Genomic DNA, 26,590 nt, shown 5'->3' on the forward strand with positions numbered 1-26,590 from the left:
GACGAAGTGTTGTCTCTAGTGACTGTTTTCAGCTTTATAAGACTTGTTTCCCACGGGCAAGTTGGAAGAGCTCGGAATTACGTTCTATCCGTCATTTCGTTATTCTATCCATCATTTCGATAGTTCTATCCGTCAGCTCTTCTATCCATCATTTCGATGGTTCTATCCGTCACTTCAGCTCTTCTATCCATCATTTCGATGGTTCTATCCGTCATTTCAGCTCTTCTATCCATCATTTCGATGGTTCTATCCGTCATTTCAGCTCTTCTATCCATCATTTCGATGGTTCTATCCGTCACTTCAGCTCTTCTATCCGTCATTTCGATGGTTCTATCCGTCACTTCAGCTCTTCTATCCATCACTTCGATGGTTCTATCCGTCACTTCAGCTCTTCTATCCGTCATTTCGATGGTTCTATCCGTCGCTTCAGCTCTTCTATCCGTCATTTCGATGGTTCTATCCGTCGCTTCAGCTCTTCTATCCATCACTTCGATGGTTCTATCCGTCGCTTCAGCTCTTCTATCCATCACTTCGATGGTTCTATCCGTCGCTTCAGCTCTTCTATCCATCACTTCGATGGTTCTATCCGTCATTTCTGCTCTTCTATCCGTCGATTCTTTCATTTCTTTTCCAAAAAAATATAGTCAGCACGAGGCTGACTATATTTTAATAGATATGGACGAATGGTTCCTTTTCGTTGGCTTTCTTAATGATTAAAGCCTCTGGACCGTTCATAGAGGTAATACTTACTTCAACGTTTATGTTATCAAATTGATTGATCAGAACACCTGTTAAATATTGAGTAAAACCAGTAATTTCAGCCTTGCCGAAGAATTGGATTGGGATTTCAATCGTTAGCTTTTGAATTTTTTTGTTTTGATAGAAACCTGTTCCTATCACACTAGTATAGTTAGAAAAATATTTATCTACATCTTGTTTGAAATTCTTAAAGTTATTGCTAACATCTCGATAGACATCCTCTGATTCATCCGTTGGGAACAGTACATACTCTTCATCAATAGCTGTCCAATCAGCAATGTCGTTTTCTCCAGCTTTTGCTACGCCATAACTAAAATACGTTCCTGGAATAATGTCATTGCGAGCTTTCTGCTTAAACAAACCAACTACAATCGGTACATCTTTCAATTCATCTTGAGTTCTTAGGCGGGATACAATTTCCGCAGCCATCTTCTTCCCTTGTTCAACAAGCTTCGCCTCTGGAATTGGTTCCTCATAGTACTCCCCATATTTTTCTTTTTGATAATAGTAAATAGAGTTTAAGGAAAGTCCTATCGAAATACCACCTAATTTCACTTTATTATCATCTGTTTTTGTTAAATAATTTTGCTCAACAATATGTGATAAATAGATTGGAGCTTTCTTTGCACGTTCCTCTGCCGGCATTGAATCCGTCGTTGGAGGGTTTAATCCATTCTTCTTTTGCGAACTACGCGCCAGCCATTCAGTCACTGTGCTTTCGGCTAAATATTGCCCTTCTTGGAAGTAGAAGTCTTTTGTATCAAACTCATTTTGAGAAAGACGCATTAAACCGGTTTCAACTTCCTTCATATCATATTTAGTATAAATATTTGAAACTACTAATCCCCTGCTAGCACTTTCTTTATAAGGAATTAGCGTTCTATAATGTGTATCATCAATGTTAAAGCTTGGAATAATCGTTGTTTCCGCTTTTTCCTGTTGCGTCTCCTGTGTAAGCTCTGTTTCCTTCTCTTCAGAAGGCACACAGCCGACTAGCATTGCAGCAGCGATAATTGCTGGAATGAGTCGAAATGACTTCATTATTTTAAGACTCCTTTACTGAAATTAAATTTCTGCTCGACGAATTGTTCATACCTACCTATGGAAAGGACAATTCATCTTACTTTACTATAATATTGGATCATCACCATACCGTGTGATTGATTTCCGTTCCGACTGTACGCTTTCCTAGAGTCGCCCAGTCTCCACTCCAATCAACTATACATTTTAACAAATGTCATCCACAACTTTTGGTGATGATCCTGATATTTCCCATTATTGTACGAGGTTAAGTTGTTCAATCAGGCTGTCTTCATTCCAAACTTCAATACCTAACTGCTCGGCTTTTGTTAGTTTAGAACCTGCTTCTGCTCCTGCAATAACAAGGTCAGTTTTTTTGCTGACACTACCTGTAACAATACCACCTAACTCTTCTATTTTCGCCTTTGCTTCGTTACGTGTCAATTGCTCAAGTTTACCAGTTAATACGATTGTTTTACCTGCAAAAGGATTATCTCCTACAGCTACCTCTATCTTTTTACCTTTATACGTCATATTGACGCCCACTTCAGCAAGGCGACCAATGACTGCACGTGCATCCTCATTTGAAAAATACTCGACAAGCGATGAAGCCATCTTATCTCCAATTTCGTGGATTGCTACCAGTTGCTCCTCTGTTGCTGTCATAACCGCTTCCATCGTTTCAAATTCCTCGGAAACAATTTTCGCTGCCTTTTCCCCAACATGTCGTATACCTAGTCCAATTAGTAAACGCTCCATCGAATTTTCCTTGGAAGCCTGAATCGCATTGACTAAATTCGTAGCAGATTTTTCACCCATTCGCTCAAGCTCAACAAGCTGCTCTACAGTTAAGTGATACAAATCAGAGACATCATGAATTAAATCTGCACGTAATAATTGCTCAACGACCTTATCCCCAAGACCATCAATATTCATAGCATTACGTGAAACAAAGTATTTAATGCTCTCCGCAATTTGTGCAAAACATGCAGGATTTACACAACGTAATGCTACTTCACCTTCAATACGAATAAGCTCACTATCACAGACAGGACAGTTTTTAGGCATGACGAATGGAACTGAATCCTCAGGTCGTTGCTCTACTAACACACCTACAACTTGTGGAATAATGTCGCCAGCTTTTCGGATTATGACTGTATCACCTAAGCGAATATCCTTATCTCGAATTAAATCCTCATTGTGTAACGAAGCGCGTTGAACCGTTGTACCTGCAACTTGAACAGGCGCTAAAATGGCAGTAGGTGTAACAACCCCTGTACGTCCAACTGTTAAATCAATATCAAGTAATGTTGTGACTACTTCCTCAGCAGGGAATTTATAGGCAATTGCCCATCGTGGACTCTTTGCCGTATAACCAAGTTCATCCTGCTGTGCGTAGCGGTCTACCTTAATGACAATGCCGTCAATTTCATAGGCTAAATTCGGACGATTTTCAGTCCATTCTTCGATAAAGGCTAGTACCTCCTCAATCGTTGAACAGCGTTGACGCTCTTTATTTGAAGGACAGCCTAGTCCCTCTAAATAATCGAGCATCTCTGCATGACCGTCAATACCATATGCCTCTCCATCTCCCCCAATCGCATAAATAAAGGTTGATAGTTGACGACTCGCTGCTATTTTAGGATCTAACTGACGTAAAGAGCCAGCAGCTGCATTACGCGGATTGGCAAATAACTCCTCACCATTTTCAGTACGCTGAGCATTTAATTTTTCAAATGATTTTTTAGGCATATACGCTTCACCACGAACTTCAATTGTGATAGGCTCCTTCAATCGAAGTGGTATTGCCCGAATCGTTTTTAAGTTTGTTGTAATCTCTTCCCCTACAACACCGTCTCCTCGCGTTGCCCCTTGTACAAAAACTCCATTTTCGTATTTCAGAGAAATGGCAAGACCATCAATTTTCAGCTCACAAACATAGGAAAAGTTATCACCGATTGCTTGACGCACTTTACGGTCAAATTCACGCAAGTCTTCTTCATTAAAAGCATTTGATAGACTTAGCATAGGATAATCGTGTGTCACTTTTTTAAAGCCTTCTACCACTGCTCCTCCAACACGCTGTGTCGGTGAATCCGGATAAATTAGTGACGGATTTGCTTCCTCTAATGCAAGAAGTTCATGTAATAATTGGTCATAAACACTATCTGCTACGACAGGTTTATCCAACACGTAATAGGCATGGCCATATTCATGTAACAATTTATTTAACTCCGCAATGCGCTGTTCTATTTCGTTCATTTAAGTTCCTCCGCTTACGCTTTTTCAATAGGTGCAAATTGTGCCAGTAATCGTTTAATACCGATAGGCTGTGGAAAGGCGATATCTAGCTCTGTACCATCACCCTCACCTTTTACACTGACAACCATACCTGTCCCCCATTTTTTATGGATTGCCTTATCTCCGGCCTTCCAGCCAAATTGATCTCCACCAGTTGTTTGTAAACGAGATGTCGCAGGTTGTGTTTTCTGAACCGCTCCAAGTGTACGTTTTTGATAGCCACCAGCCGAACGGTTACTAGAGGCAAACGGTACTTCAGGCTTCGCGCCACCTTTAGAGATTGATTCCGTAATATCCTCCGAAATTTCACGTAAAAAACGTGAAGCATTGTTATAACTTGAACGACCAAAAATCGTCCGACTTTGTGCACTAGTTAAATACAAACGTTCCTCTGCACGTGTTATGCCCACATAAGCGAGGCGACGTTCCTCTTCCATTTCATCCATATCGTCAAGTGAACGAGAATGCGGGAAGATATTTTCCTCCATTCCAATGATAAAGACGACTGGGAATTCTAAGCCTTTTGCAGCATGCATCGTCATTAAAATAATGTTGCCCTTCGATGTGTCCTCTTTATCAAGTGCATCAATATCTGCAATGAGAGCTAAATCTGTTAAAAAAGCAATTAAGCTCTTATCATCACTACGTTCTTCAAATGCCTTCGTCACTGATAAAAACTCTTCAATATTTTCTAAGCGACTTTCTGCCTCAATCGTCTTCTCATTTTGAAGCATTGCACGATAACCAGATTTTTCAATGACCTGCTCTACAATTTCAGTAACAGATAAATAGTCCTGCATTTCTGTAAAACCTTTAATCATCGCATAAAATTGCTCAGCTGAAGTAGCAGCCTTTCCTGATAGCCCCATAAACAAAAGATCATTCATTGCATCAAAAATAGAGCGATCCTGTTCAATCGCATAACGCGCCATTTTTTCAAATGAAGTGGCACCAATACTACGCTTTGGCTCATTAATAATACGTGCGAGTGATAAATCATCATCATTATTGGAAATAAGGCGCAAGTAGGCAAGTAAATCCTTAATCTCTTTACGATCATAGAACTTAGTACCACCAACTATTTGATAAGCCATATTGGACTTAACAAGCACTTCCTCCATCACACGGGACTGAGCATTTGTACGATATAGTATCGCAAAGTCATCAAATGTACGATCTTCTTTTTGAATAAGCTGTTGGATTGTTTGTACAACGAATTGCGCTTCCTCTTGCTCGTTATACGCTTTGTACAACACAATTTTTTCACCTTCTGCATTTTCTGTACGCAGTTCTTTTGGATAACGTGTTGTATTATTTTGAATGACGTCATTTGCCGCTTGTAGGATGCGTTTTGTTGAACGATAATTTTGCTCAAGCATAATGGCCTTAGCATTCGGATAATCCTTTTCGAATGACAGAATATTGCCAATATCTGCACCACGCCAACGATAAATCGATTGGTCTGAATCCCCAACAACACAAATATTTTTAAATTTTTTCGCAAGTAACTGAACTAGTAAATATTGGGATTTATTCGTATCCTGATATTCATCCACATGAATATATTGAAATTTATTTTGATAGTATTCAAGCACTTCTGGTACACGCTTGAATAATGTAATAGTTGTCATTATTAAGTCATCAAAATCGAGGGATTGATTGCGGCGTAGTCTTTTTTCATAACCTTTATAAACACGAGCAATCGTTTTTTCATAAGGATTATTTTCATTGATTTGACCTGCATAATCGTCCGCAGCTATACATTCGTTTTTTGCTGAACTAATCGCATTTAAAACCGCACGTGGTTCAAAACGCTTCGTGTCAATATTTTCATCCTTCATAACATTTTTGACAACTGATAGCTGATCGGTAGAATCTAAAATTGAAAAGTTACGTGATATCCCAAGCTGGTCAATATTACGTCGTAAAATACGCACACACATCGAGTGGAATGTTGACACCCACATACTATCGCCAGTTCCGTTACCGAGAATGCCATCAATACGCTCTCGCATTTCACGTGCCGCTTTATTTGTAAATGTGATTGCTAAAATCTTTGATGGATATACTTCTTTTTCGATTACTAAATATGCAATACGATGTGTTAATACACGTGTTTTCCCCGATCCTGCACCTGCCATAATCAACAACGGTCCTTCAGTTGTTTTTACCGCATTTTCCTGCTCAGGGTTCATACCTGCTAATAAGTTTTTCGTTAACTGCTCCATTTCGCACCGCCTTACAAACGTTTATTTATCAATTATGCCTCGGCATAATTGCGTCCGGAATCGGCTTTGTGATTGCACAAAGAACTCCTTTCCGATTCCGTGACATCCGCCGGAGGCTTAACTTCTTTCAGAAGGTGTTTGGACACCTGCTGAAAAAGTTAAATTATATATTATTTTTTACAGCCTTAACAGTCGCAAGTGCAGCTTTTAAATCTTCATAAATAATATTCCCCACTACTACAGTATCAGCATATTTTGCCATTTCAGATGCTTGCTTAGTAGATGTAATACCGCCACCATAAAACAGTCTCGTATTTTTCAGTTCGTTTTTCACAGCACTTACAACCTCAATATCGCCATAAGTACCGCTATACTCTACATAAAACACAGGCAATCTAAAGAAATTTTCAGCCATCCGTGCATAGGCGACAACATCATCAATTGATAAATCCGTTTTCGCATTCGTTACTTCTGCTACTTTACAGGCCGGGTTTAAAATACAATACCCTTCAGCTACTAATTCATCCCACACCATAATATCTCCATATTCCTTAATGGCTTCATGGTGTAAATTTTTTATCCACTTTGGATCATCACTATTTAACACTGTCGGAATGAAATAATAATCATAACCTGGTGTTACAGAATCAATTGTAGAAATTTCAAGTGCAATTGGTACTTCAAAGCGTCGTACACGGACAAGCAAATCTAATACGCCGTCTAATGTTACACCATCTGTTCCACCAACTAAAATGACATCTGTACCTGATTCACAAATTCTTTCTAGTGCCTCATCTGAAATATCTTTCGCTGGGTCTAGCTTGAACACATGTCTCCATTCTAAATAATCCATCTATTTTACCACCTATCATTTTCTATCTATTCGTTTACAAGTATAGCTTATGACTGTCGACAAAAAAATGAAAAAGACTGAGCAGAACCTCTACCCAGCCTCTTTACCTACTATTCTTTTGGTGCTTGAAACGGCTTCTCATCTGGATACAAACGACCTAGCATTTCATCATATGTGTCATTCCCATAATCAAAGCAACGACGTACACGTGAAATAGTCGCTGTACTTGCGCCTGTTTCCTTTTTAATGGATTCGTAGGTTTTCTTTAAACGTAGTAAATGCGCAACCTCAAAGCGTTGTGCCAGCGATTGAATTTCACTAATCGTACATAAATCATCAAAAAATTTATAGCATTCTTCGATGTCTTTTAGCTCCAACACTGCTTTAAATAATTGATCTGTTTGATGCCCTCGAATTTTTTCGATTTGCATGCAATTTTCCTCCCTTTAAGGCTGCGTTTTCACCATTGCTTGTAACCCTGGTGAAGATGGTACGAAATGCACCCAAGACTTCCCTGGTACTAGCTTTACAAGCTCCCCAGACTCTTCTACAGCCATCGGTATTCCATCAATATTAGACCATTTGACTTCTCTCATATAGCCATTTTGAAATACATACGCATTTCCACCAGAAGTTAAATCAATTTCTTGGCGTCCCTCATTATCAATCGTTTGATGTTGCATTTCAAAAAATAGAACATTTGCCAATGATAATGTTTCGCCTGATAACATATCCTTTGTGTCAACGCCAGCCGATTGTCGTCCATAACGATTACTTTCATGATCATATACATATGAATTATGGAAATACTCACTATTTCCGTAGTAAATGTCAATTTGACTTGTTTCATTGCCTATTTTACCACGTTCATCGGGTTCATAAAAAGCCTGACTTACTTTTTCACGGTAAATCATTGAAGCGTCCACTTTTTCAGCTCCATTTAATATATTTTCAGACGTAATATACGAGTTGTGTGGAGCAACACGATCTTTTGAACGTTTAAAAAGTGTACCATCATAATCCATACCATTTATATTGTCGACTACATTATTACTAAGCAAAGATTTTGCCTCTGGGCTGTAGCCATGAGCTACATAAAATGCATCGTAGCCTTTTGCAAGATCAACAAAATAAGAGCGAGCACTGCGAACAGGCCCTATATTTTCTGGCAGTTCACTTTGATAGACTGCTAAAAGACGAGTGACATTGCCTTCTGCTAACATTTCGTAAATAATATCTGCTGCACCTATACCTGATTGCGGACGTGCTGCTGGATGATTATTAATAGTAACAATAATTGGGCGTTGTGTGATTTCTTCCTTAACAGCCTCACCTGTCAATGGAGCAAAATTCGTCTCTTCATTTATAGTCTCTTCAACAGCTGGTTCTTCATCAGCCTTTTTCGTATCGTCTTCTTTCACTTCCGACGAATCCTTTGAACATCCCCCTATCAACAAGGTACTAAAGGCCACGGCTATAAATAGTTTTTTTGATTTGAACACATGTATTACTCTCCTTTTATCCATTGAAACGCTATAGTGAAACTTTCACTAGCGCATAACTGCTGGTAATAATAACTTATTCTTCATAACATCAAAAATCCCTTTTGGTGTTATACGGATATATGGTAAATGAGTAGATTGTAAAAACACTAAAGAATAAATGGCGTCTCCTAAGTGGTAACCGCGTTCTGCCAATGCTTGTTTTAAGTTCTTCTCTTTTTCTGTTAACTCCTTAACATCGCCATCATATAAAAAACCGCCAATAGTCAATGGTATAGCAGAAACTACTTCTCCTTTTTCAACAAGTACGATACCACCACGCATTGCCTTCATCTCTTCAAAGGCTTTGATCATATCTTCTTTATTTTTTCCGATAAGTAAAATGTCCCCTGTATACGAATAAGATGAGGCAAAGCCTTGAACACTAGTAGCAAAGCCTTTAATCATCGTGTTAACATGCCAATTACCTTCTCTATTGATGAGCATTAAATAGCATTCATCATGATTTGCTAGCTGCCCTTCTCTAGTAATTAACGAGTTATATGGTTTCGTAATAACATCATTGATTAGCTCAATTCCAAACGGCATCGAGAATTGAAAATCATGTGACGTTAATGAAAAATCTAAATTAAATTCAGGTAACGCTGAATAATCAATTGCCGCAAGCCTTTGCACTTGCTCTCCATCGCGCTTTAACCAAACTCCTTTTGATAGTACGCTTTCAGGAACTGGATGCCATTCATCTTGTAAAATGTTGAGTGAAGCAAATCGACCAGTTGCGATAAAGCCATGTAGGTTGGACATATTATAATAGCAAGCCACATTATAGGATGCCATTTGGTAGGCATCTATTGGTGCTACACCTGCATCTAAGGCTACCTGAATACATTTATCCATCACACCATCCTCATGGAATGACGGTGGTGAGCCATCTGTTGTCATCATTAAATGGTCAAAAATAGGTAGCTCTTTTTCAACGATTCCCTTCAATAAATTTGGTAAATCTGGGCGAATGGAAGAATGACGCAATGTCACAGCATATCCTTGCATAATACGTCGTTCCACTTCTTCCACTGTCATAGCTTCATGATCACCATCTGCACCAAGTAGCTTCATACGTGCTAAAGTTCGTTCTGATGCTCCTGGGAAGTGCCCTTCTATTTTTTTCCCATAGCCCTTAGCCATTTGCATACGATATAGCATTTGGTCATCACCATGTAACAACCTTGGCCAGCCTGTTAATTCGCCACCAAGTAAAACATCATCTCGCTCTAACCATTCTAAAATGGATGTATTAGAGAAAATTTCTTCCTCTTGTTCCATTTCAGTTTGTGAATCAAAACGTGTCCACCAATAAAATGAAAATGGTAGCTTTTTCAAATCATTCAGTATTGAAAACGCTTTCTTATTTTCTAAAGATAAAACGAAGCTTAAATTATCAGAAATAAAAGTTGTAGTTCCGAGCTGTCCACAAAAATCAGCAAAAGATTGTGGATGATATAATTGGAACGGATGAACATGTGGTTCAATATATCCTGGTACGATTATTTTATTCGTACAATCGACCACTTCTGTCCCTTCTAATAACGGAGGCATTCTATCACCAGCATAGACAATACGGTCTCCTAAAATCCAAATGTTCCCTACTATCCATTTTTTGAGCATGCTATGTAAATAACGTGCATTTTTTAAAACAATATCCGGTGCTTTTTTGCCATCAATAACAGCTAATTGTTGGCGTAATTCTGTTATTTTCCATACTGGATCCATTCTATTCGCTCCTTCCTAAATTACGTAAAATTTCATTGTGTAAATTCAACTTGAAATCACATACTACTACTGCATAAACGCTTTTTTCCGTAAAAATAGTCCTTTATGCAATCATCTTGTTTCAATCGTAACACAGCACTTTCATAAAGCAAAGTGCCCCCGCTTTATTTTTTCCACAATGACTAAAGGAGGAAATATGATAATGCAACAAGCTAACTTAAGTGAAAAAAATGCCTTCTGTCGCTTTGCCATGGGTACAAGTATGACGGCATATGGGATCGCTAAGGTCTCAAGAAATCCTGATTGTACGAAAGGTCGATTAATGATTGCATTAGGTGCCATGAAAATGGCTGAGGGTATCTTCAAATATTGCCCAACTAAAGCTTTACTGAGTTCTTGTATGGAGAATTCTATGAGCAACAGCAATAACAATAGCACCGGCAACTCTTCTATGCAAAGTATGTTCAGCGGCCAAAATTCTATGTCATCTGAACAAATCGATAAACTCATGAAGGATTTCTCCTCTGCTATATCTGGAAATACGTCAGCATCAACTGCTACTACTGCAAAGCAATCTGACGCCAGCACTTCAACTCAAAATTCCTCAGTCAATAAAAATTCTACAAATAAAGCACAAAATCCTTCTTAGTCAAAGGAGCCGTCTCAACTGTATTGTTGAGACGGCTTTCACCCTTTTAAATCATACGTTTGAAAACGATAAGAAGTTTCACCGTATGATTAAAATATTTAATTTAGTGACCATCACCATAGCGAGGGGTTGATTTCCGTTCCAGCTGGGCGCTTTCCTGGGGGCGTTCGATGAGCCGCTTCGCTTCGCTGCAGGGTCTCATCTGAAACGCTGATCCCCAAGGAGTCGCCCAGCCTCCACTCCAATCAACTTATACATAGCAAATGTTTTAACAAATGTCGTCTCCAAACTTTTGTTACACAACTACTATTTAAAAGTGCGCCAGCCAATATCTTTACGGAAGAAGAAATTGTCCCATTTTTCTGTTGCAATGCCTGCGTAAACTTTTTCTTGTGCTTCTTTTAAAGTAGATGCTTTTGCTCCAACTAATAAAACTCGTCCACCGTTCCCAACAAAGTTCTCATCTACAAGCTTTGTACCTGCATGGAATACTGCGTGTGAAGCTGATAGTGAATCTAGGTTAGGTAATGTATTTCCTTTTTCAACGTCCCCAGGATAGCCTTCAGCGGCAATTACTACACCTAGCATGGCTTCTTCAGACCATTGTAGATCGAATGACTTTTCATCCATTAATGCCATCATAAATTCACCAAAGTCAGATGCCATACGTGGTAAAACTACTTGTGTTTCTGGATCTCCAAAGCGTGCATTAAACTCAATCACCTTCGGACCGTTTTTCGTTAAAATCAATCCTGCATATAGGATCCCTGTAAACGATACATCATCTGCCTCCATACCCTTTACCGTTGGCTCAACAATTGTTTGATAAGCAATGTCCACTACTTCTTGTGAAATTTGAGGTACTGGTGAATAGGCTCCCATACCACCAGTGTTAGGTCCTTTATCGCCATCATAAGCACGTTTGTGGTCCTGAGCAATGACCATTGGATAAATCTGTCCTTTATGGACAAATGACATAAAGGAGAATTCTTCCCCGTCTAGGAATTCTTCAATAACAACACGAGAAGATGATTCTCCAAAGCGTTGGTTACCTATCATATTTTCTACAGCCTCAATTGCTTCATCTTCAGTCATTGCTACAACTACACCTTTACCAGCAGCCAAACCGTCTGCCTTGATCACAATTGGTGCACCTTGTTCTTTAATATATGCTATAGCCTTATCTGCTTCAGTGAACGTTTCATGGGCTGCTGTTGGGATCTGATATTTATTCATAATATCCTTAGCGTATGATTTACTGCTTTCGATTTGTGCTGCTGCCTTTGTTGGACCAAATACTCGTAAGCCACGAGTAGTAAAGAAATCCACGATTCCTTCAGCAAGTGGTTGCTCAGGACCAACAAAAGTTAAATCTATTGCATTTTCTTTCGCAAATTGTGCTAGTCCTGCAAAATCCATTGTATCAATAGCAACGATTTCAGCATCGCCTCTCATACCGTCATTACCAGGTGCTACAAATACTTTATTGACAGATGGTGAAATATTAAATTGTTTGGCGATAGCATGCTCACGCCCGCCACTTCCAATTACTAATACGTTCATTTTAGGGAATCCTCCTATTTGTAAGTAAGACCGAGATGAACCAACATCTCGGTCTAGTTTTTAACATATTCTAATTAGTGTTTGAAATGACGTACGCCAGTGAATACCATTGCAATACCGTACTCATTTGCTTTATCGATGGAATCCTGGTCTTTAATAGATCCACCTGGTTGAATAATGGCTGTAATGCCCGCCGCTGCAGCCGCTTCTACTGTATCGTTCATTGGGAAGAATGCGTCTGATGCTAATGCTGCACCTTTTGCCTTTTCTCCAGCTTGCTCAAAAGCGATTTTAGCCGCTCCAACACGGTTCATTTGACCAGCACCAACACCAAGAGTCATTTGAGAATCCGTCACAACGATTGCGTTTGATTTCACATGTTTCACAACTGCCCAGCCAAGTTGTAATGCTTCCCATTCTTGTGCTGTCGGTTCACGGTCTGTCACTACTTTAATATCTGCATTTGCAAATCCGTAGCGATCTGGTTCTTGTACAAGAAGACCACCCTCTACTGAAACAACATTAAATTGATCTTGTTTCGCTTGCTCAAAAGGAATTGTTAATAAGCGAATATTTTTCTTCTTCGTTAAAATATCAAGTGCTTCTTGAGAGAATGATGGTGCAATAATAATTTCTAAAAAGATATGGCTTAATTTTTCAGCAGTTGCTGCATCTACTTCCATGTTTAATGCAATAATGCCACCAAAAATTGAAGTTGAGTCTGCTTCGTATGCTTTATCAAATGCCTCTTCTAAAGTTTCACCTGTACCCACACCACAAGGGTTCATATGCTTTACAGCTACTGCTGCAGGCATTTCAAACTCTTTTACAATTTGTAATGCTGCATTCCCATCTTGAATATTGTTGTATGATAATTCTTTACCATGTAGTTGCGTTGCATAAGCTAATGAGAATTCAGAGCCCAGACGTTTTTGATAGAAAGCGGCTTTTTGATGAGGATTTTCTCCATAGCGTAAGTTCTGTTTTAATTCATATGTCATTGTTAAGCTCTCAGGGAACTCTTCTTCTGTTAAGTAGTTTGATATATATGAATCATAAGCGGCTGTGTGACGGAAAACTTTCGCAGCTAACTTACGACGTGTTTCAATTGTCGTTGCACCCTGTGCCTTTAGTTCCTCTAATACGTTCACATAGTCATTGCTATCCACAATGACTGTAACATATTGATGGTTTTTTGCTGCAGAACGTAACATTGTTGGACCACCGATATCAATATTTTCGATCGCATCGTCCCATGTTACATTAGGCTTTGAAATTGTTTCAACGAACGGGTAAAGATTAACACAAACAATCTCAATCGGCTCAATTCCATGCTCATTCATTTGTGCTTGATGAGACGCGTCATCAAACTTTCCTAATAATCCACCATGAATCATTGGATTTAACGTTTTTACACGACCATCTAGAATTTCAGGGAATTTAGTTACTTCATCGACTGCTGTTACGGCAACATTATTGTCTTGTAACATTTTTTTCGTACCACCAGTTGATAAAATTTCATAACCTAATGCTACTAATTCTTTTGCAAATTCTAAAATACCATCTTTATTGGAAACACTGATTAATGCACGTTTTGTCACAACAAATCCTCCTAATTTTTATCGTGTTTGCCACGAATATGTCTTGCTATTATTGATAGAGTAGAGTTAGGCTGTATTGTTCCAGAAGACCTAACTCCTCACCACTGAATTACTTTAATAACTGCTGTAAAGCTTTTGTATATAGTACATGCTCTTCCTTATGAACGGCCATTTCTGTTGCCTCACGGTTCCCTTCAACAACTGACACTGCCGCTTGTGCAATAATAGGGCCTGTGTCCATACCTTCATCTACAAAATGCACAGTTACGCCTGTTATCTTGACGCCATGTTCCATCGCTTGACCGATGGCATCCTTTCCAGGGAAAGCCGGTAGTAATGAAGGATGAATATTCACAATGCGCTGTGGATATGCCATTAGTAATACTTCACTAATTAAGCGCATATACCCTGCAAGCACGATCCATTCCACATGACATTCATGAAGAGCCTCGATTATAGCAGTCTCATAATCTGCTTTTGAAGCAAACTCTTTTGGACTTAAAGCTAGCACTGGGATATTAAAGTTTTTAGCACGTGTAACTACAAATGCATTAGGCTTATCTGTAACAACAAGTTCGACCTTTGCATTCAGTTCGCCACGTTCAATGGCCTCTTGAATGGCCTGAAAGTTACTACCACTGCCTGAAGCAAAAACGGCAATTTTAGTTGGTGCAGTCATTACACTAAACTCCCATCATGTGAGCCATTGAATACAACACCATCGCCTTTCACAACGCGACCGATTTTATATGCTTTTTCACCATTTGCTTCTACTGTAGCAAGCACTTTATCTACTTCATCTGCAGGTACAGCTAAAACAAAGCCAATTCCCATGTTAAAGACATTATATAAATCTTTGTCTTCTAGCTGTCCTTTTTCTTTTAAAAACTCAAAAATACGTAAGACAGGCCAAGCACCTAAGTCAATTTCAGTTGCTAAACCTTCAGGCATCATACGAGGTAGATTTTCATAAAAGCCACCGCCAGTTACATGTGCACAGCCATGAACGTCTGCTGCTTTTAAAGCTGCAAGCACAGGTTTTGCATATAGTTTTGTTGGCACCAATAAAGCTTCCCCAATAGGACCAAGATCTTCATAGCCTTCCACAATGGAATCAACAGCGTAATTATGATCAGCAAAGACAATTTTTCGTACTAATGAGTAACCATTTGAATGCACACCACTTGAAGCAATACCAACAAGCACGTCACCTTCTACGATTTTCTCACCTGTTACGATGGCAGATTTTTCACAAGCTCCTACTGCAAAACCAGCTAAATCATACTCATCCTCTTCGTAAAGACCTGGCATCTCTGCAGTTTCACCACCGATTAATGCCGCACCAGATTGCACACAGCCATCCGCAACGCCTTTTACAATTTGTTCAATTTTCGCTGGCTCAGCCTTTCCAAGAGCTACATAGTCTAAAAAGTAAAGTGGTTCAGCACCTTGCGCTACAATATCATTGACACACATCGCTACACAGTCCACACCAATCGTGTCATGCTTGTCCACCATAAATGCTAGCTTTAGCTTTGTCCCAACACCATCTGTACCTGAAATAAGAACAGGTTCCTTAAGATTTAGTTCTGACAAGTCAAACATACCACCAAAGCCACCAAACGTTCCCATCACACCTAGACGGTTTGTACGTTCAACGTGAGACTTCATTCGTTTTACGGCTTCATAGCCCGCTTCAATATTTACACCTGCTTGTTCATATGCTTTTGACACGCAGAGTTCCTCCTTATCATCCAAATCGCCTTAGCACATCTGAATCTAAAGCTGCTAGGCATAGTTAGATGTTTTTCTTAACGTAATAGTTCTTTTTCATGTGGTAAGATTGTATCTGGGAAAATTTCCGTTGGATATTCGCCTGTAAAACAAGCTAAACATAGTCCACGGTTTTCATCTTCATATGGTCTTGCAATCGTCTCTACCATACCTTCAACAGAAAGGAATGTTAATGAATCGGCTCCTATCGCGTCACGGATTTCGTCTACATTGTGGCTAGATGCAATCAGTTCCTCATGCGTTGAAGTATCGATGCCATAATAGCAAGGATCCGTCATTGGTGGTGAAGAAATCACAACATGTACTTCTGCCGCGCCTGCATCTTTTAACATTTTTACAATACGTCGTGAAGTTGTACCACGAACGATTGAATCATCCACCATCACTACTCGTTTACCTTTTACGACTTGAACAACTGGAGAAAGCTTCATTTTTACACCGCGTTCACGTAATTCCTGTGTTGGTTGGATAAATGTACGACCTACATAACGATTTTTAATAAGACCCAGCTCATATGGGATACCACTTTCCTCTGCAAAGCCGATTGCTGCAGAAATACTTGAATCAGGTACACCAGTTACAACATCAGCTTCAATGTGTGTACATTCACGAGCAAGCTGTTTCCCCATACGTTTACGTGCCATATGAACGTTAATACCATCAATATCAGAGTCAGGACGTGCTAAATAAACGTACTCCATCGCGCACATTGCACGTTTATTCATATCTGCAAAACGATCAGATTTGACACCCTCGTCGTTAATAATTAATAACTCACCTGGTTCAACAGATCGAACAAATTCTGCACCTATTAAATCAAATGCACAAGTTTCAGAGGCTACAACCCAGCCATCTCCTAGCTTTCCAAGAGATAATGGACGTAAACCATGTAGATCACGTGCAACAAGCATTTCATCTTTAGTCATAATTAAGAATGAATACGCACCCTTTAATAATGAAAGGGCATTTTTCACCTTTGCACGGAATGGTGAATGCGAGCTTTTCTTAATAAGATGCGCTAGCACTTCTGTATCAGAGCTAGAATGAAAAATACTACCTTGTCGCTCTAAATACTGTTTTAAGTGCGTTGCATTGACTAAGTTACCGTTATGAGCAATTGAAAGGCTACCAGTTGAGGAGTGGAATAATAACGGCTGTACATTTTCAATACCGCCTCCACCGGCAGTCGTATAACGAACATGAGCAATGGCTGCTTTTCCGTCAACTGCCTTTAATTTCTCTTCGTTGAAAACATCATTAACTAGTCCTTCGCCTTTCACCGCGCGAAGATGCTGACCGTCAGAAACAACAATTCCTGCGCCTTCTTGGCCACGGTGTTGAAGAGCATGAAGCCCGTAATAACTAAGGTGTGCTGGATTTGGGTTACCCCAAATACCAAACACCCCACATTCTTCGTTTAAGCCTCTGAGTTCAGCAAGCATGGGATTGCTCCTTTCCAATTAGAACGGAATTCCTCCACTGTACCTTCTACAAGCACACCGTTGTCACCGTTGATTTTAACAAGCGCATCGTTAGTTACGACACCGATTTTCTGTGCATCTTTTACAATTTCTACAAATACAGCAGCATTTTCTTCTTTCACTGATACAACGAAACGAGATTGTGTTTCACTAAATAATGCTGTAGTTGCAGAGCCAGTTAATGTAACATCCACACCTAAGCCATTTGCGCCAAATGTTGTTTCAGCAAGCGCAACTGCAAGTCCACCTTCTGCTACATCATGTGCAGATTGTACGATTCCAGCTTTAATCGCTTTTAGCAATGCTTCTTGACGTGCAGCCTCAACCTGTAGATCAATGGTTGGTGCTTTCCCTGAAATAACCCCATTATTTAATAACTTTTGAAGCTCCGAACCACCGAATTCAGTTTTTGTATTGCCGATCACAAATACTACATCGCCAGCAGCCTTCACTTCTTGTGTTGTTACATGTGCTAAATCTTCAATTAGACCAACCATACCGATTGTTGGTGTTGGGTAAACCGCTTCTCCAGAACGTTCGTTATAAAGAGATACGTTACCACCGATTACAGGTGCATTAAGTGCCGTACAAGCTGCTGAAATACCATCAGCTGATTTTTCAATTTGCCAGAAGATTTCTGGTTTCTCAGGATTACCGAAGTTTAAGCAGTCAGTAATCGCTAATGGTGTACCACCAGTTGCTACAATATTACGAGCTGCCTCTGCTACAGCAATAGCACCGCCCACCTCTGGATCTAGGAAAATATAACGAGAATTACAGTCAGTCGTCATCGCTAAACCTTTGTTTGTACCACGGACGCGGATAACTGCTGCATCAGAACCTGGTGCAACGACTGTTGATGTACGTACTTGATAATCATATTGATCGTAAACCCACTCTTTTGAAGCGATTGTTGGTGCTTTTAAAAGTGCGTTTAATGTTTCTTTGTGATCTGTTACAACGGGTTCAATGTTTTCCATCGCTTGGAACTCACCGTAGTAAGCAGGCTCTGCAGATGGCTTATGATAAACTGGTGCATCTTCTGCAAGTGCATCAGCAGGTACTTCAGCTACAACTTCACCATTGTGTAATAAGCGAAGCATTTTATCATCTGTCACTCGACCAATCGCCACAGCATCTAAATCATATTTATCGAAAATCGCTTTAATTTCATCTTCGCGACCTTTTTTCACAACAAGTAGCATACGCTCCTGAGATTCAGATAGCATCATTTCATATGCTGTCATGCCTGTCTCACGTTGTGGTACTAAGTCTAAGTTCATTTCTACGCCAGAACCAGCCTTAGAAGCCATTTCTGCTGATGAAGAAGTTAGACCAGCAGCCCCCATATCTTGAATACCTACTAGAGCGTCAGATTTTACTACTTCTAAACACGCTTCAAGTAAAAGTTTCTCCATGAATGGATCCCCTACTTGGACTGCAGGACGTTGGTTCTCTGATTCTTCTGTTAACTCTTCAGAGGCGAATGTTGCACCATGGATTCCATCACGACCTGTTTTTGCGCCAACATACATTACTGTATTTCCTACGCCAGCTGCGATTCCACGTTGAATATCTTTATGGTCAATTAAACCTACACACATTGCATTAACAAGTGGATTACCTTCATAGCAAGGATCAAATTGAATCTCGCCACCTACAGTAGGAATCCCGATACAGTTACCGTAACCTGCGATACCAGCAACTACCTCTTCGAATAAATATTTACCACGCGCTGATTTTAATTCGCCAAAACGTAGTGAGTTCAGCATCGCTATTGGACGTGCCCCCATCGAGAAAACGTCACGGATAATACCACCAACACCCGTTGCAGCACCTTGATAAGGCTCGATTGCCGATGGATGGTTATGTGATTCCATTTTAAATACAACTGCTTGTTCATCACCAATGTCTACAATCCCCGCACCTTCACCTGGACCTTGTAAAACTTGAGGACCCTTTGTAGGGAATTTACGTAACACTGGTTTTGAATTTTTGTATGAGCAGTGCTCAGACCACATTACTGAGAAAAGACCTGTCTCTGTCCAGTTTGGTAGACGTCCTAAAATACCTTCTACCATTGCAAATTCTTCGTCTGACATCCCCATACCAGCGTATAGCTTTTCATCTTTAATTTGCTGTGCTGTTGGCTCAAACTTAGTTGTTGACATGATTTTCCCTCCACTGCTTCACAATTGATTTAAATACTGCTAGACCGTCTGCTCCGCCCACTAGTGCATCAACAGCTCGCTCTGGGTGAGGCATCATACCTAATACATTGCCGCGCTCGTTTACAATCCCCGCGATATTTTCTAAAGAACCGTTTGGATTTTCACCTGAGTACGTGAATACGATTTGATTGTTGTCTTTTAATTTTTGTAGTGTTTCCTCATCACAGTAGTAGTTGCCTTCACCATGTGCGATTGGAATATTGATCATTTGACCTTGTTCGTATTGGTTTGTAAATAATGTATTGTTGTTCTCAACCTTAAGCTGGATTGTACGGCACATGAATTTTAAATTTTTGTTGCGAAGTAATGCACCTGGTAATAAACCTGCTTCCGTTAAGATTTGGAATCCATTACATACTCCTAATACTGGCTTTCCAGCATCCGCTGCTTTCTTGACCTCTGCCATAATATTAGATTGGTTTGCCATCGCACCACAGCGAAGATAATCCCCGTATGAGAAGCCTCCTGGAACTAAAATACCATCAAAGCTACTTAAATCTGTTTCTGTATGCCATACATATTCTACTTCTTCACCTAGCTCGTCTTTAATCGCATGATACATATCAATATCACAGTTTGACCCAGGGAATACGAGTACTGCGAATTTCATGATTAGTTAGCCTCCTCGACTTCGTAACGGTAGTCTTCGATTACAACGTTAGTTAAAACCTTTTCACACATTTCTTTTACTAGAGTATCAATGTCACGTTCTGTATCTTTAATTGTTAGTTCAAGATATTTACCGATACGTAAATCTTCTACTTCAGCGTAACCCATATTTACTAAAGAACCTTGTACGGCTGAACCTTGTGGATCAAGAATGCTCTCGCGTAATGTTACGTAAATTTTAACTTTTTTCATTGTTATTTGCCTCCGAGTCTAGAAAGTATAATAGTATAAACTTCAGTTAAATTACCAAGGTCTCTACGAAAGACATCTTTGTCTAACTTTTGCTTTGTAGTAGCATCCCAAAGTCTGCAAGTATCTGGTGATATTTCATCTGCCAGTAGTACATTTCCGTCATGGTCACGTCCGAACTCTAATTTAAAGTCAATTAGCGTAACGTTGACATCTGCAAATATTGGCTGTAGTACTTTGTTAACAGCTAGTGCACCGTCATAAATGGCCGTCACTTCTTCAGGAGTTGCAAGATCAAGTACATCAATATGTTCCGTTGAAATGAGCGGATCACCAAGCTCGTCGTCTTTATAATAAAACTCAACGATTGGGCGTTTTAATAGTGTACCTTCCTCTAAGCCAAGGCGTTTCGCTAAGCTACCAGCCGCTATATTACGAACAACGACCTCAATCGGAATAATATCTACCTGTTTTACAAGTTGTTGCGTATCAGACAATTGTTTTACGAAATGTGACGCAATTCCGTAAGCTTGTAATTTTTCGAAAATTAACGAAGTAATGCGATTGTTTAGTATGCCTTTTCCTTCAATCTCTTCTTTTTTCTCACCATTAAATGCTGTTGCACTATCCTTGTACTCAACGAGTAGAACATTCGGCTCCTCTGTTGTATACAATTTTTTTGCTTTACCTTCATACAAAAGTTGACCTTTAGTCATTTCGTTTTTCCCCCTGATATTATGAATTACGCGCGTATTGTTCAGAATTGAATCGTACGTATACGATTCAATTCTGTAACATCCGCTTGTGGCTCTACTTAGTTAAGTCCAAGACGTTCAAAAATCATGTCTACATGCTGTAAATGGTAGTTGTAGTCGAAGCACTCATCTAGTTCTTCCTTCGTTAAATACGATGTGATTTTTTCACTTGCATCGACTAACGTACGGAACTGCACTTGCTCGTCCCACGCCTGCATCGCTAAAGGTTGTACTGTATCATACGCTTCCTCACGCACTAATCCTTTATCGATAAGTGCTAATAGAATGCGTTGAGAGTAAATTAAACCAAACGTGCGACCCATATTACGTTTCATGTTTTCAGGGAATACTGTTAAGTTTTTCACAAGGTTACCGAAGCGATTTAACATATAGTTCAGTGTAATCGTTGCATCCGGTAAAATGACGCGCTCTGCAGATGAATGTGAAATATCACGCTCATGCCATAAAGCTACGTTTTCATAAGCTGTCACCATATAACCACGCATTAAACGTGACATACCAACCATATTTTCAGACCCGATTGGATTACGTTTATGCGGCATCGCTGACGAGCCTTTTTGTCCTTTTGCAAAGGCTTCTTCAACTTCTCGCGTTTCAGATTTCTGCAAGCCGCGAATTTCTGTTGCAAATTTTTCTATTGATGTTGCGATTAATGCCAAGGCACCTAAATACTGCGCATGGCGATCACGTTGCAATGTTTGTGTTGAAATAGGTGATGCTGTAAGTCCTAATTTATCGCATACATATTGTTCAACTCGAGGATCGATATTGGCATATGTTCCAACTGCTCCAGACATTTTCCCTGTTTCAATTACTTTTGCTGCCGCTTCAAAGCGCTCAAGGTTACGCTTCATTTCTTCATACCATAAACCTAGTTTTAAACCAAAAGTCGTTGGCTCAGCATGAACACCATGTGTACGTCCCATCATGACCGTATGCTTATGCTCTTTTGCTTTCGCTGCTATAATATCAATGAAATTCACGATGTCTTTACGTAAAATATCATTCGCTTGTTTAATTAAATAAGAAAGGGCCGTGTCAACTACGTCCGTTGAAGTTAAACCATAGTGCACCCATTTGCGCTCTTCACCAAGTGTTTCAGATACGGCACGAGTGAATGCTACAACATCATGACGAGTTTCTTGCTCAATCTCTAAAATACGATTTACATCAAATGAAGCATTTTCACGTATTTTAGCTACATCTTCTTTTGGAATGTCGCCTAATTCTGCCCAAGCCTCACATGCTAAAATTTCAACTTCTAGCCAAGCTTGATATTTATTTTGTTCTGTCCAAATTGCGCCCATTTCGGGTCTTGTGTAACGTTCGATCATTGCGTTTCTCCTTCTATTCTGACCAAATGCCAGAACTCTCGATTTGTTGTAGTGTTTCTTCTAAGTTTTTTGTCATAATCGTTACGTGGCCCATCTTACGGTTCACCTTAGCTTCAGCTTTCCCATAAAGATGTATAGACCATTCAGGATATTTAGCAATTGAGTTACTCAGTGGCATTACATGCTGCCCTAAAACATTTACCATAATAGATGCTGCCCAAAGTTGTGGTTTACGTAGTGGCCAACCACAAATAGCGCGAATATGCTGATGGAACTGTGAAACATTACATGCTTCGATTGAATAGTGACCTGAATTATGAGGTCTTGGTGCTAATTCATTAATTACGATTCCACCATCTTCTAATACAAACATTTCTACAGCTAGTGTCCCTACTAAATGTAAGTAATCAGCAATCTTCAAGGCTTCTCTTTCTGCAGCCAGTGCTGTTTCTTCTTTTATACGGGCTGGCACGATCGTTTCGTGTAAAATATGATGAACATGAATATTTTCTCCAACTGGCTGACAATATGATTCACCATTACCGTTTCTTTGGACAATGACCGATATCTCTTTCGCGAAAGGTACAAATCCTTCAGCAATACATTGTGAATGAGAGAAAAGGTCTTTTGCTAATGGTAGGTCTTCTACAGATTTTAAAAGCTGCTGCCCTTTGCCATCGTAACCGCCTCTTGCTGTTTTGACTATACAAGGATAACCAATCTTATCGATATTGGCTACTAATTCCTCATATGTATTCGCAACAATATAAGGTGCTACTGGACAACCTGCGTTCATAATCGCTTCCTTCTCAGTCACACGATCTTGAGTAATGCGTACTAGCTCTGGACCCTGCGGAACATAAGCAATCTGAGTTAAACGTTTTAAGCCTTCGTAATCGATATTTTCAAACTCATACGTTATAACGTCACTTACCTCAGCAAGCTCTTCTAAAGCTGCCTCATCATCATATGGTGCTACAATACGTATATCCGCAACCTGTCCACATGGTGAGTCCATTGATGGTTCAAGAACGGCAATTTTAAAGCCTACTTCTTTAGCAGCAAGTGCCATCATACGGCCAAGCTGTCCTCCTCCGATAATGCCTATCGTTTGCCCTGGATAAATAATCTTTGTCACACTAAGTCACCTGTGCTTTCCAATACTTGTTGCTTTGTGGCTTCACGTCTAGCATCTAGTTTATTAGCAAGCTCTGCGTCTGTTGTTGACAAAATTTGCGCCGCTAGCAAGCCTGCATTAGTCGCTCCTGCTTTGCCAATCGCTACTGTTGCTACAGGAACACCGCCAGGCATTTGAACGATTGATAATAGAGAATCAAGACCGTTAAGAGCACGAGATTGCACAGGTACACCGATTACTGGTAACGTTGTTTTAGCTGCTACCATTCCAGGTAAATGCGCAGCACCACCAGCACCCGCAATAATTACTTGAATACCTCGCTCCCGCGCTGCTTCTGCATACTCAAACATTAAATCAGGAGTACGATGTGCAGATACAACCTTTTTCTCGTACGGTACTTGTAATTCGTCTAATATATCACATGCATGTTTCATTGTTTCCCAGTCACTTGAACTACCCATAATCACACCGATTTTCGGATTCATGAATTGTCGCTCCTTTTAAACGATAGAAAAATGATCAAATATTGTGCAAGCCTCTATTCTTCAAATAGCTACTGCAATTCTTTACTTTTCGTACAAAAAAATCCCCAAATAAACTACTCTCTACCATACACGTGAAAGCAGTTTACTTGAGGACTTATTATGAAAAGAATATGCAAATGTACATATCAGTACATATCCCTTCTCGTAACATGCCAAAAGTGCTTTCCCGCATAGTCCAGCATTTACGGTGCCGGGTAGAGACACTAGAGCCAATCCTCTAGCATATATGTGGGACTTATTTGTTTTTCCTACTCACATTTTAACAAGTGATTTCACTATCGTCAATGCAAAATGCGAACATTTTATTTTAGTCATTTATAAACGTTCGGATTTTAGTCAAATCTACTCAAAATCTTGACAGTCCATCGCTTTAAATTGTATTTTTTGACGTAAATACGTTGGTTCTCCATTAACTAAGTGGAAAACGGGCTCTTCTTTTCGTCCCACTGCCATATAACCATCTCGACGCATTCTTGCCAAACAATCTTCAATTGACTCGTTTTCTTCTACTTCATACCAAATTTGTTTTTTCCCCAAATCTTTCGCCCTTTCAATCTTGTATCCAATTATTTTTCCTCGTATGAGTTCCATTATACCTTGTGATTCTTCATTTAGTATGTATGATTTATTAATTCAAAGTAATTATACTTTTAAGTTCCTATTTGAGGACAAAGTAAAAAGAACTGCAGGAATAAACTCTGCAGTTCTTTATTAAGGTTTCACAAATCTTTCCTACTCTGTGGCATCCGCCAGAGACTTTAGGCCAACAAATGCTTTTTGTGCGAAAGCGCAGTGCCAACGTAGCGTCAGCAACAGGGTTTTATCTGCGCGAAAGCGAAGCGGCAGCGGCAACAACAACACGTGGTTGGTCACTCAATCGTTTTTACAGGATGTGCCTTAGTTCCTCTTGTCAGCAGATGTTTGGACATCAGCTTAAAGAATTTACATATGCACCTAGGAAAAGACATGATAGAAAAGCATGGAGCACAATAAGAACCATACGGATATCACCTTTAATACCAAAACTTGCGCAAATTATCCCCAGTCCCCCTAATATTAATGGCGTAAAAATACTGATATCGTAAAGGAAATTAAAAAAGCCACCATACCATTTTGTTGGATCATAGCCAAACATAAGAAATGTTATCATTAATAATAAAATAGATACAGTAGAAAAAATGTTATACCTCATTTTATTTCCCCCATTATTAGACAACGATATGTGTTATAGATCTAATATAATCCTATATCAAATGTTGAGGTGAAACACAATGTGAAGATTCACGAAACCTTCTACAAGTAGTAGGAACCTTTCTTTATGACGTTCTATTCATCGTTTGATGTTTTAATAAGTCGATTCAATTATTCTATCCATCCTGTCGGTGCTTCTATCCTACTGTTCGATGATTCTAAACGTATTCCACCGGCGGTCTGCTAGGCTAGGGTTTCAGAAGGGACGTCGGGCTATTCACACTTATCTTAAATAGAATTTAATTTATCTTCATTCAGCTAAGAATGAATTGTGCGGGCATAATTCATAATTCATTCTCCAGACAAAATTATGCCAAGGCGAAATTGATTATGTAAATTTCGATTCCTTGTATTAAGAAAGATATGACAGCAATCATTATTTCGGAAAACAGCGTAGATATCGGGGTTCCTTTCGCTTTTTGAGCTGGAGTTGCACCTGGGAATCATGAAAATACAGGCAAGTGAAAAAGTACAAGGACGCTCAGGGAAATACATATCGAGCTTTAAAAACGAAATATAAATAAATTGCAGTCAAATGAGGCAAGAAAAAGCATTCGTTGGCATATACTACGAATGCTTTTGAAGCATCTATGTCATGTTGCAAAACAGGGAACCATATAAAGATTCACAATTAGCTAGTTAAGATTAAAAAGCTTTATTCAAAGAAAGTTACCTCATGATAGGACTTTGCTTTCTTATTGGCTCTTTTAGATTAAAACTAGCTTTACCTAGCCTGACCAAGAATATTCAAGGCTATAGAATTACCTATTTTCGCACAAAAAAACCACTGATTTCTCAGTGGCTGTTGTGTGCCTAGCGACGTCCTACTCTCACAGGGGGAAGCCCCCAACTACCATCGGCGCTAAAGAGCTTAACTTCCGTGTTCGGTATGGGAACGGGTGTGACCTCTTTGCCATCATCACTAGACTATTGTCG

General features: G+C 39.6%; 23 protein-coding genes, 1 rRNA gene and 1 riboswitch. Of the genes, 1 reads left to right on the plus strand and 23 read right to left on the minus strand.

Annotated features, from left to right (window positions below; translation table 11 throughout):
• Window positions 1–125: 125 nt before the first annotated feature.
• The 8 genes from BFJ97_RS19835 to BFJ97_RS19870 form a co-directional block, all read right to left on the minus strand.
• A complete protein-coding gene (locus tag BFJ97_RS19835; RefSeq protein WP_139114490.1) occupies window positions 126–623 on the minus strand; it encodes a hypothetical protein in 498 nt (165 codons plus the stop codon).
• A gap of 43 nt (window positions 624–666) precedes the next feature.
• Window positions 667–1,800, minus strand: a complete 1,134-nt coding sequence (locus BFJ97_RS19840; RefSeq protein WP_068986376.1) for a CamS family sex pheromone protein — start codon at window positions 1,798–1,800, stop codon at window positions 667–669.
• Between the two features lie 234 nt (window positions 1,801–2,034).
• On the minus strand, window positions 2,035–4,041 hold the full coding sequence (gene ligA, locus BFJ97_RS19845) for an NAD-dependent DNA ligase LigA (RefSeq protein ID WP_068986377.1): 2,007 nt from the start codon (window positions 4,039–4,041) through the stop codon (window positions 2,035–2,037).
• 14 nt (window positions 4,042–4,055) lie between these two features.
• The gene (pcrA, locus tag BFJ97_RS19850; RefSeq protein WP_068986378.1) at window positions 4,056–6,308 is read right to left on the minus strand and encodes a DNA helicase PcrA; all 2,253 of its coding nucleotides are present in this window, start codon (window positions 6,306–6,308) and stop codon (window positions 4,056–4,058) included.
• A gap of 163 nt (window positions 6,309–6,471) precedes the next feature.
• Window positions 6,472–7,161, minus strand: a complete 690-nt coding sequence (locus BFJ97_RS19855; RefSeq protein ID WP_068986379.1) for a heptaprenylglyceryl phosphate synthase — start codon at window positions 7,159–7,161, stop codon at window positions 6,472–6,474.
• A 110-nt stretch (window positions 7,162–7,271) separates the two neighbouring features.
• Window positions 7,272–7,592 (minus strand): YerC/YecD family TrpR-related protein, encoded by a 321-nt coding sequence (locus BFJ97_RS19860; RefSeq protein WP_004225717.1) that lies wholly within the window; start codon window positions 7,590–7,592, stop codon window positions 7,272–7,274.
• A gap of 15 nt (window positions 7,593–7,607) precedes the next feature.
• Window positions 7,608–8,663 carry a DUF3048 domain-containing protein gene (locus tag BFJ97_RS19865; RefSeq protein ID WP_068986380.1) on the minus strand — a complete coding sequence of 352 codons (1,056 nt, stop codon included), beginning with the start codon at window positions 8,661–8,663 and terminating at the stop codon, window positions 7,608–7,610.
• Between the two features lie 48 nt (window positions 8,664–8,711).
• Window positions 8,712–10,433 carry an adenine deaminase C-terminal domain-containing protein gene (locus BFJ97_RS19870; protein WP_068986381.1) on the minus strand — a complete coding sequence of 574 codons (1,722 nt, stop codon included), beginning with the start codon at window positions 10,431–10,433 and terminating at the stop codon, window positions 8,712–8,714.
• Window positions 10,434–10,635: 202 nt separating this feature from the next.
• Here BFJ97_RS19870 and BFJ97_RS19875 point away from each other — a divergent pair, with 202 nt between their 5' ends.
• Window positions 10,636–11,082, plus strand: coding sequence for a hypothetical protein (locus tag BFJ97_RS19875; RefSeq protein WP_254660213.1), 447 nt, complete (start codon window positions 10,636–10,638; stop codon window positions 11,080–11,082).
• Between the two features lie 306 nt (window positions 11,083–11,388).
• On the opposite strand, the gene purD is transcribed toward BFJ97_RS19875, so the two are convergent.
• The 15 genes from purD to rrf all read right to left on the minus strand — a co-directional run bounded on the left by purD (window position 11,389) and on the right by rrf (window position 26,581).
• Window positions 11,389–12,645 carry a phosphoribosylamine--glycine ligase gene (purD, locus tag BFJ97_RS19880; RefSeq protein WP_068986383.1) on the minus strand — a complete coding sequence of 419 codons (1,257 nt, stop codon included), beginning with the start codon at window positions 12,643–12,645 and terminating at the stop codon, window positions 11,389–11,391.
• Window positions 12,646–12,719: 74 nt separating this feature from the next.
• The gene (gene purH / locus BFJ97_RS19885; RefSeq protein ID WP_068986384.1) at window positions 12,720–14,246 is read right to left on the minus strand and encodes a bifunctional phosphoribosylaminoimidazolecarboxamide formyltransferase/IMP cyclohydrolase; all 1,527 of its coding nucleotides are present in this window, start codon (window positions 14,244–14,246) and stop codon (window positions 12,720–12,722) included.
• A 109-nt stretch (window positions 14,247–14,355) separates the two neighbouring features.
• Window positions 14,356–14,925, minus strand: coding sequence for a phosphoribosylglycinamide formyltransferase (gene purN / locus BFJ97_RS19890; RefSeq protein WP_068986385.1), 570 nt, complete (start codon window positions 14,923–14,925; stop codon window positions 14,356–14,358).
• Complete coding sequence (gene purM / locus BFJ97_RS19895; protein ID WP_068986386.1) at window positions 14,925–15,980, minus strand: phosphoribosylformylglycinamidine cyclo-ligase; 1,056 nt, start codon at window positions 15,978–15,980, stop codon at window positions 14,925–14,927. Before purM ends, purN begins: the two co-directional genes overlap by 1 nt.
• Window positions 15,981–16,057: 77 nt before the next feature.
• Complete coding sequence (purF, locus tag BFJ97_RS19900) at window positions 16,058–17,482, minus strand: amidophosphoribosyltransferase (protein ID WP_068986387.1); 1,425 nt, start codon at window positions 17,480–17,482, stop codon at window positions 16,058–16,060.
• Entirely contained in the window at window positions 17,458–19,692 is a 2,235-nt protein-coding gene (purL, locus tag BFJ97_RS19905; protein WP_068986388.1) for a phosphoribosylformylglycinamidine synthase subunit PurL, read from the minus strand. Before purL ends, purF begins: the two co-directional genes overlap by 25 nt.
• A complete protein-coding gene (purQ, locus tag BFJ97_RS19910) occupies window positions 19,679–20,362 on the minus strand; it encodes a phosphoribosylformylglycinamidine synthase subunit PurQ (protein ID WP_068986389.1) in 684 nt (227 codons plus the stop codon). Before purQ ends, purL begins: the two co-directional genes overlap by 14 nt.
• 2 nt (window positions 20,363–20,364) lie before the next feature.
• Entirely contained in the window at window positions 20,365–20,613 is a 249-nt protein-coding gene (gene purS, locus BFJ97_RS19915; protein ID WP_068986390.1) for a phosphoribosylformylglycinamidine synthase subunit PurS, read from the minus strand.
• Between the two features lie 2 nt (window positions 20,614–20,615).
• On the minus strand, window positions 20,616–21,326 hold the full coding sequence (purC, locus tag BFJ97_RS19920) for a phosphoribosylaminoimidazolesuccinocarboxamide synthase (RefSeq protein WP_068986391.1): 711 nt from the start codon (window positions 21,324–21,326) through the stop codon (window positions 20,616–20,618).
• 98 nt (window positions 21,327–21,424) lie between these two features.
• On the minus strand, window positions 21,425–22,720 hold the full coding sequence (purB, locus tag BFJ97_RS19925; protein ID WP_068986392.1) for an adenylosuccinate lyase: 1,296 nt from the start codon (window positions 22,718–22,720) through the stop codon (window positions 21,425–21,427).
• Window positions 22,721–22,733: 13 nt separating this feature from the next.
• Window positions 22,734–23,858, minus strand: coding sequence for a 5-(carboxyamino)imidazole ribonucleotide synthase (gene purK / locus BFJ97_RS19930; RefSeq protein ID WP_068986393.1), 1,125 nt, complete (start codon window positions 23,856–23,858; stop codon window positions 22,734–22,736).
• Complete coding sequence (purE, locus tag BFJ97_RS19935; RefSeq protein WP_004225751.1) at window positions 23,855–24,343, minus strand: 5-(carboxyamino)imidazole ribonucleotide mutase; 489 nt, start codon at window positions 24,341–24,343, stop codon at window positions 23,855–23,857. The genes purK and purE overlap by 4 nt, the downstream gene beginning before the upstream one ends.
• A gap of 211 nt (window positions 24,344–24,554) precedes the next feature.
• Window positions 24,555–24,653: riboswitch (purine riboswitch) on the minus strand.
• A 92-nt stretch (window positions 24,654–24,745) separates the two neighbouring features.
• Complete coding sequence (locus tag BFJ97_RS19940; protein WP_068986394.1) at window positions 24,746–24,940, minus strand: NETI motif-containing protein; 195 nt, start codon at window positions 24,938–24,940, stop codon at window positions 24,746–24,748.
• 391 nt (window positions 24,941–25,331) lie between these two features.
• Window positions 25,332–25,595 (minus strand): hypothetical protein, encoded by a 264-nt coding sequence (locus tag BFJ97_RS19945; RefSeq protein WP_068986395.1) that lies wholly within the window; start codon window positions 25,593–25,595, stop codon window positions 25,332–25,334.
• Window positions 25,596–26,465: 870 nt separating this feature from the next.
• A 5S ribosomal RNA gene (rrf, locus tag BFJ97_RS19950) occupies window positions 26,466–26,581 on the minus strand.
• Between the last annotated feature and the right edge of the window lie 9 nt (window positions 26,582–26,590).

Origin of the sequence: Lysinibacillus xylanilyticus, from assembly GCF_001708185.1 — a bacterium.
GTDB lineage: Bacteria > Bacillota > Bacilli > Bacillales_A > Planococcaceae > Lysinibacillus > Lysinibacillus xylanilyticus_A.

Coding starts and splice junctions, on each gene's coding strand:
- BFJ97_RS19835 (WP_139114490.1), bottom strand. CDS start 623: ATGAAAGAATCGACGGATAGAAGAGCAGAAATGACGGATAGAACCATC.
- BFJ97_RS19840 (WP_068986376.1), bottom strand. CDS start 1,800: ATGAAGTCATTTCGACTCATTCCAGCAATTATCGCTGCTGCAATGCTA.
- ligA (WP_068986377.1), bottom strand. CDS start 4,041: ATGAACGAAATAGAACAGCGCATTGCGGAGTTAAATAAATTGTTACAT.
- pcrA (WP_068986378.1), bottom strand. CDS start 6,308: ATGGAGCAGTTAACGAAAAACTTATTAGCAGGTATGAACCCTGAGCAG.
- BFJ97_RS19855 (WP_068986379.1), bottom strand. CDS start 7,161: ATGGATTATTTAGAATGGAGACATGTGTTCAAGCTAGACCCAGCGAAA.
- BFJ97_RS19860 (WP_004225717.1), bottom strand. CDS start 7,592: ATGCAAATCGAAAAAATTCGAGGGCATCAAACAGATCAATTATTTAAA.
- BFJ97_RS19870 (WP_068986381.1), bottom strand. CDS start 10,433: ATGGATCCAGTATGGAAAATAACAGAATTACGCCAACAATTAGCTGTT.
- BFJ97_RS19875 (WP_254660213.1), top strand. CDS start 10,636: ATGCAACAAGCTAACTTAAGTGAAAAAAATGCCTTCTGTCGCTTTGCC.
- purD (WP_068986383.1), bottom strand. CDS start 12,645: ATGAACGTATTAGTAATTGGAAGTGGCGGGCGTGAGCATGCTATCGCC.
- purN (WP_068986385.1), bottom strand. CDS start 14,925: ATGACTGCACCAACTAAAATTGCCGTTTTTGCTTCAGGCAGTGGTAGT.
- purF (WP_068986387.1), bottom strand. CDS start 17,482: ATGCTTGCTGAACTCAGAGGCTTAAACGAAGAATGTGGGGTGTTTGGT.
- purL (WP_068986388.1), bottom strand. CDS start 19,692: ATGTCAACAACTAAGTTTGAGCCAACAGCACAGCAAATTAAAGATGAA.
- purQ (WP_068986389.1), bottom strand. CDS start 20,362: ATGAAATTCGCAGTACTCGTATTCCCTGGGTCAAACTGTGATATTGAT.
- purS (WP_068986390.1), bottom strand. CDS start 20,613: ATGAAAAAAGTTAAAATTTACGTAACATTACGCGAGAGCATTCTTGAT.
- purC (WP_068986391.1), bottom strand. CDS start 21,326: ATGACTAAAGGTCAACTTTTGTATGAAGGTAAAGCAAAAAAATTGTAT.
- purB (WP_068986392.1), bottom strand. CDS start 22,720: ATGATCGAACGTTACACAAGACCCGAAATGGGCGCAATTTGGACAGAA.
- purE (WP_004225751.1), bottom strand. CDS start 24,343: ATGAATCCGAAAATCGGTGTGATTATGGGTAGTTCAAGTGACTGGGAA.
- BFJ97_RS19945 (WP_068986395.1), bottom strand. CDS start 25,595: ATGAGGTATAACATTTTTTCTACTGTATCTATTTTATTATTAATGATA.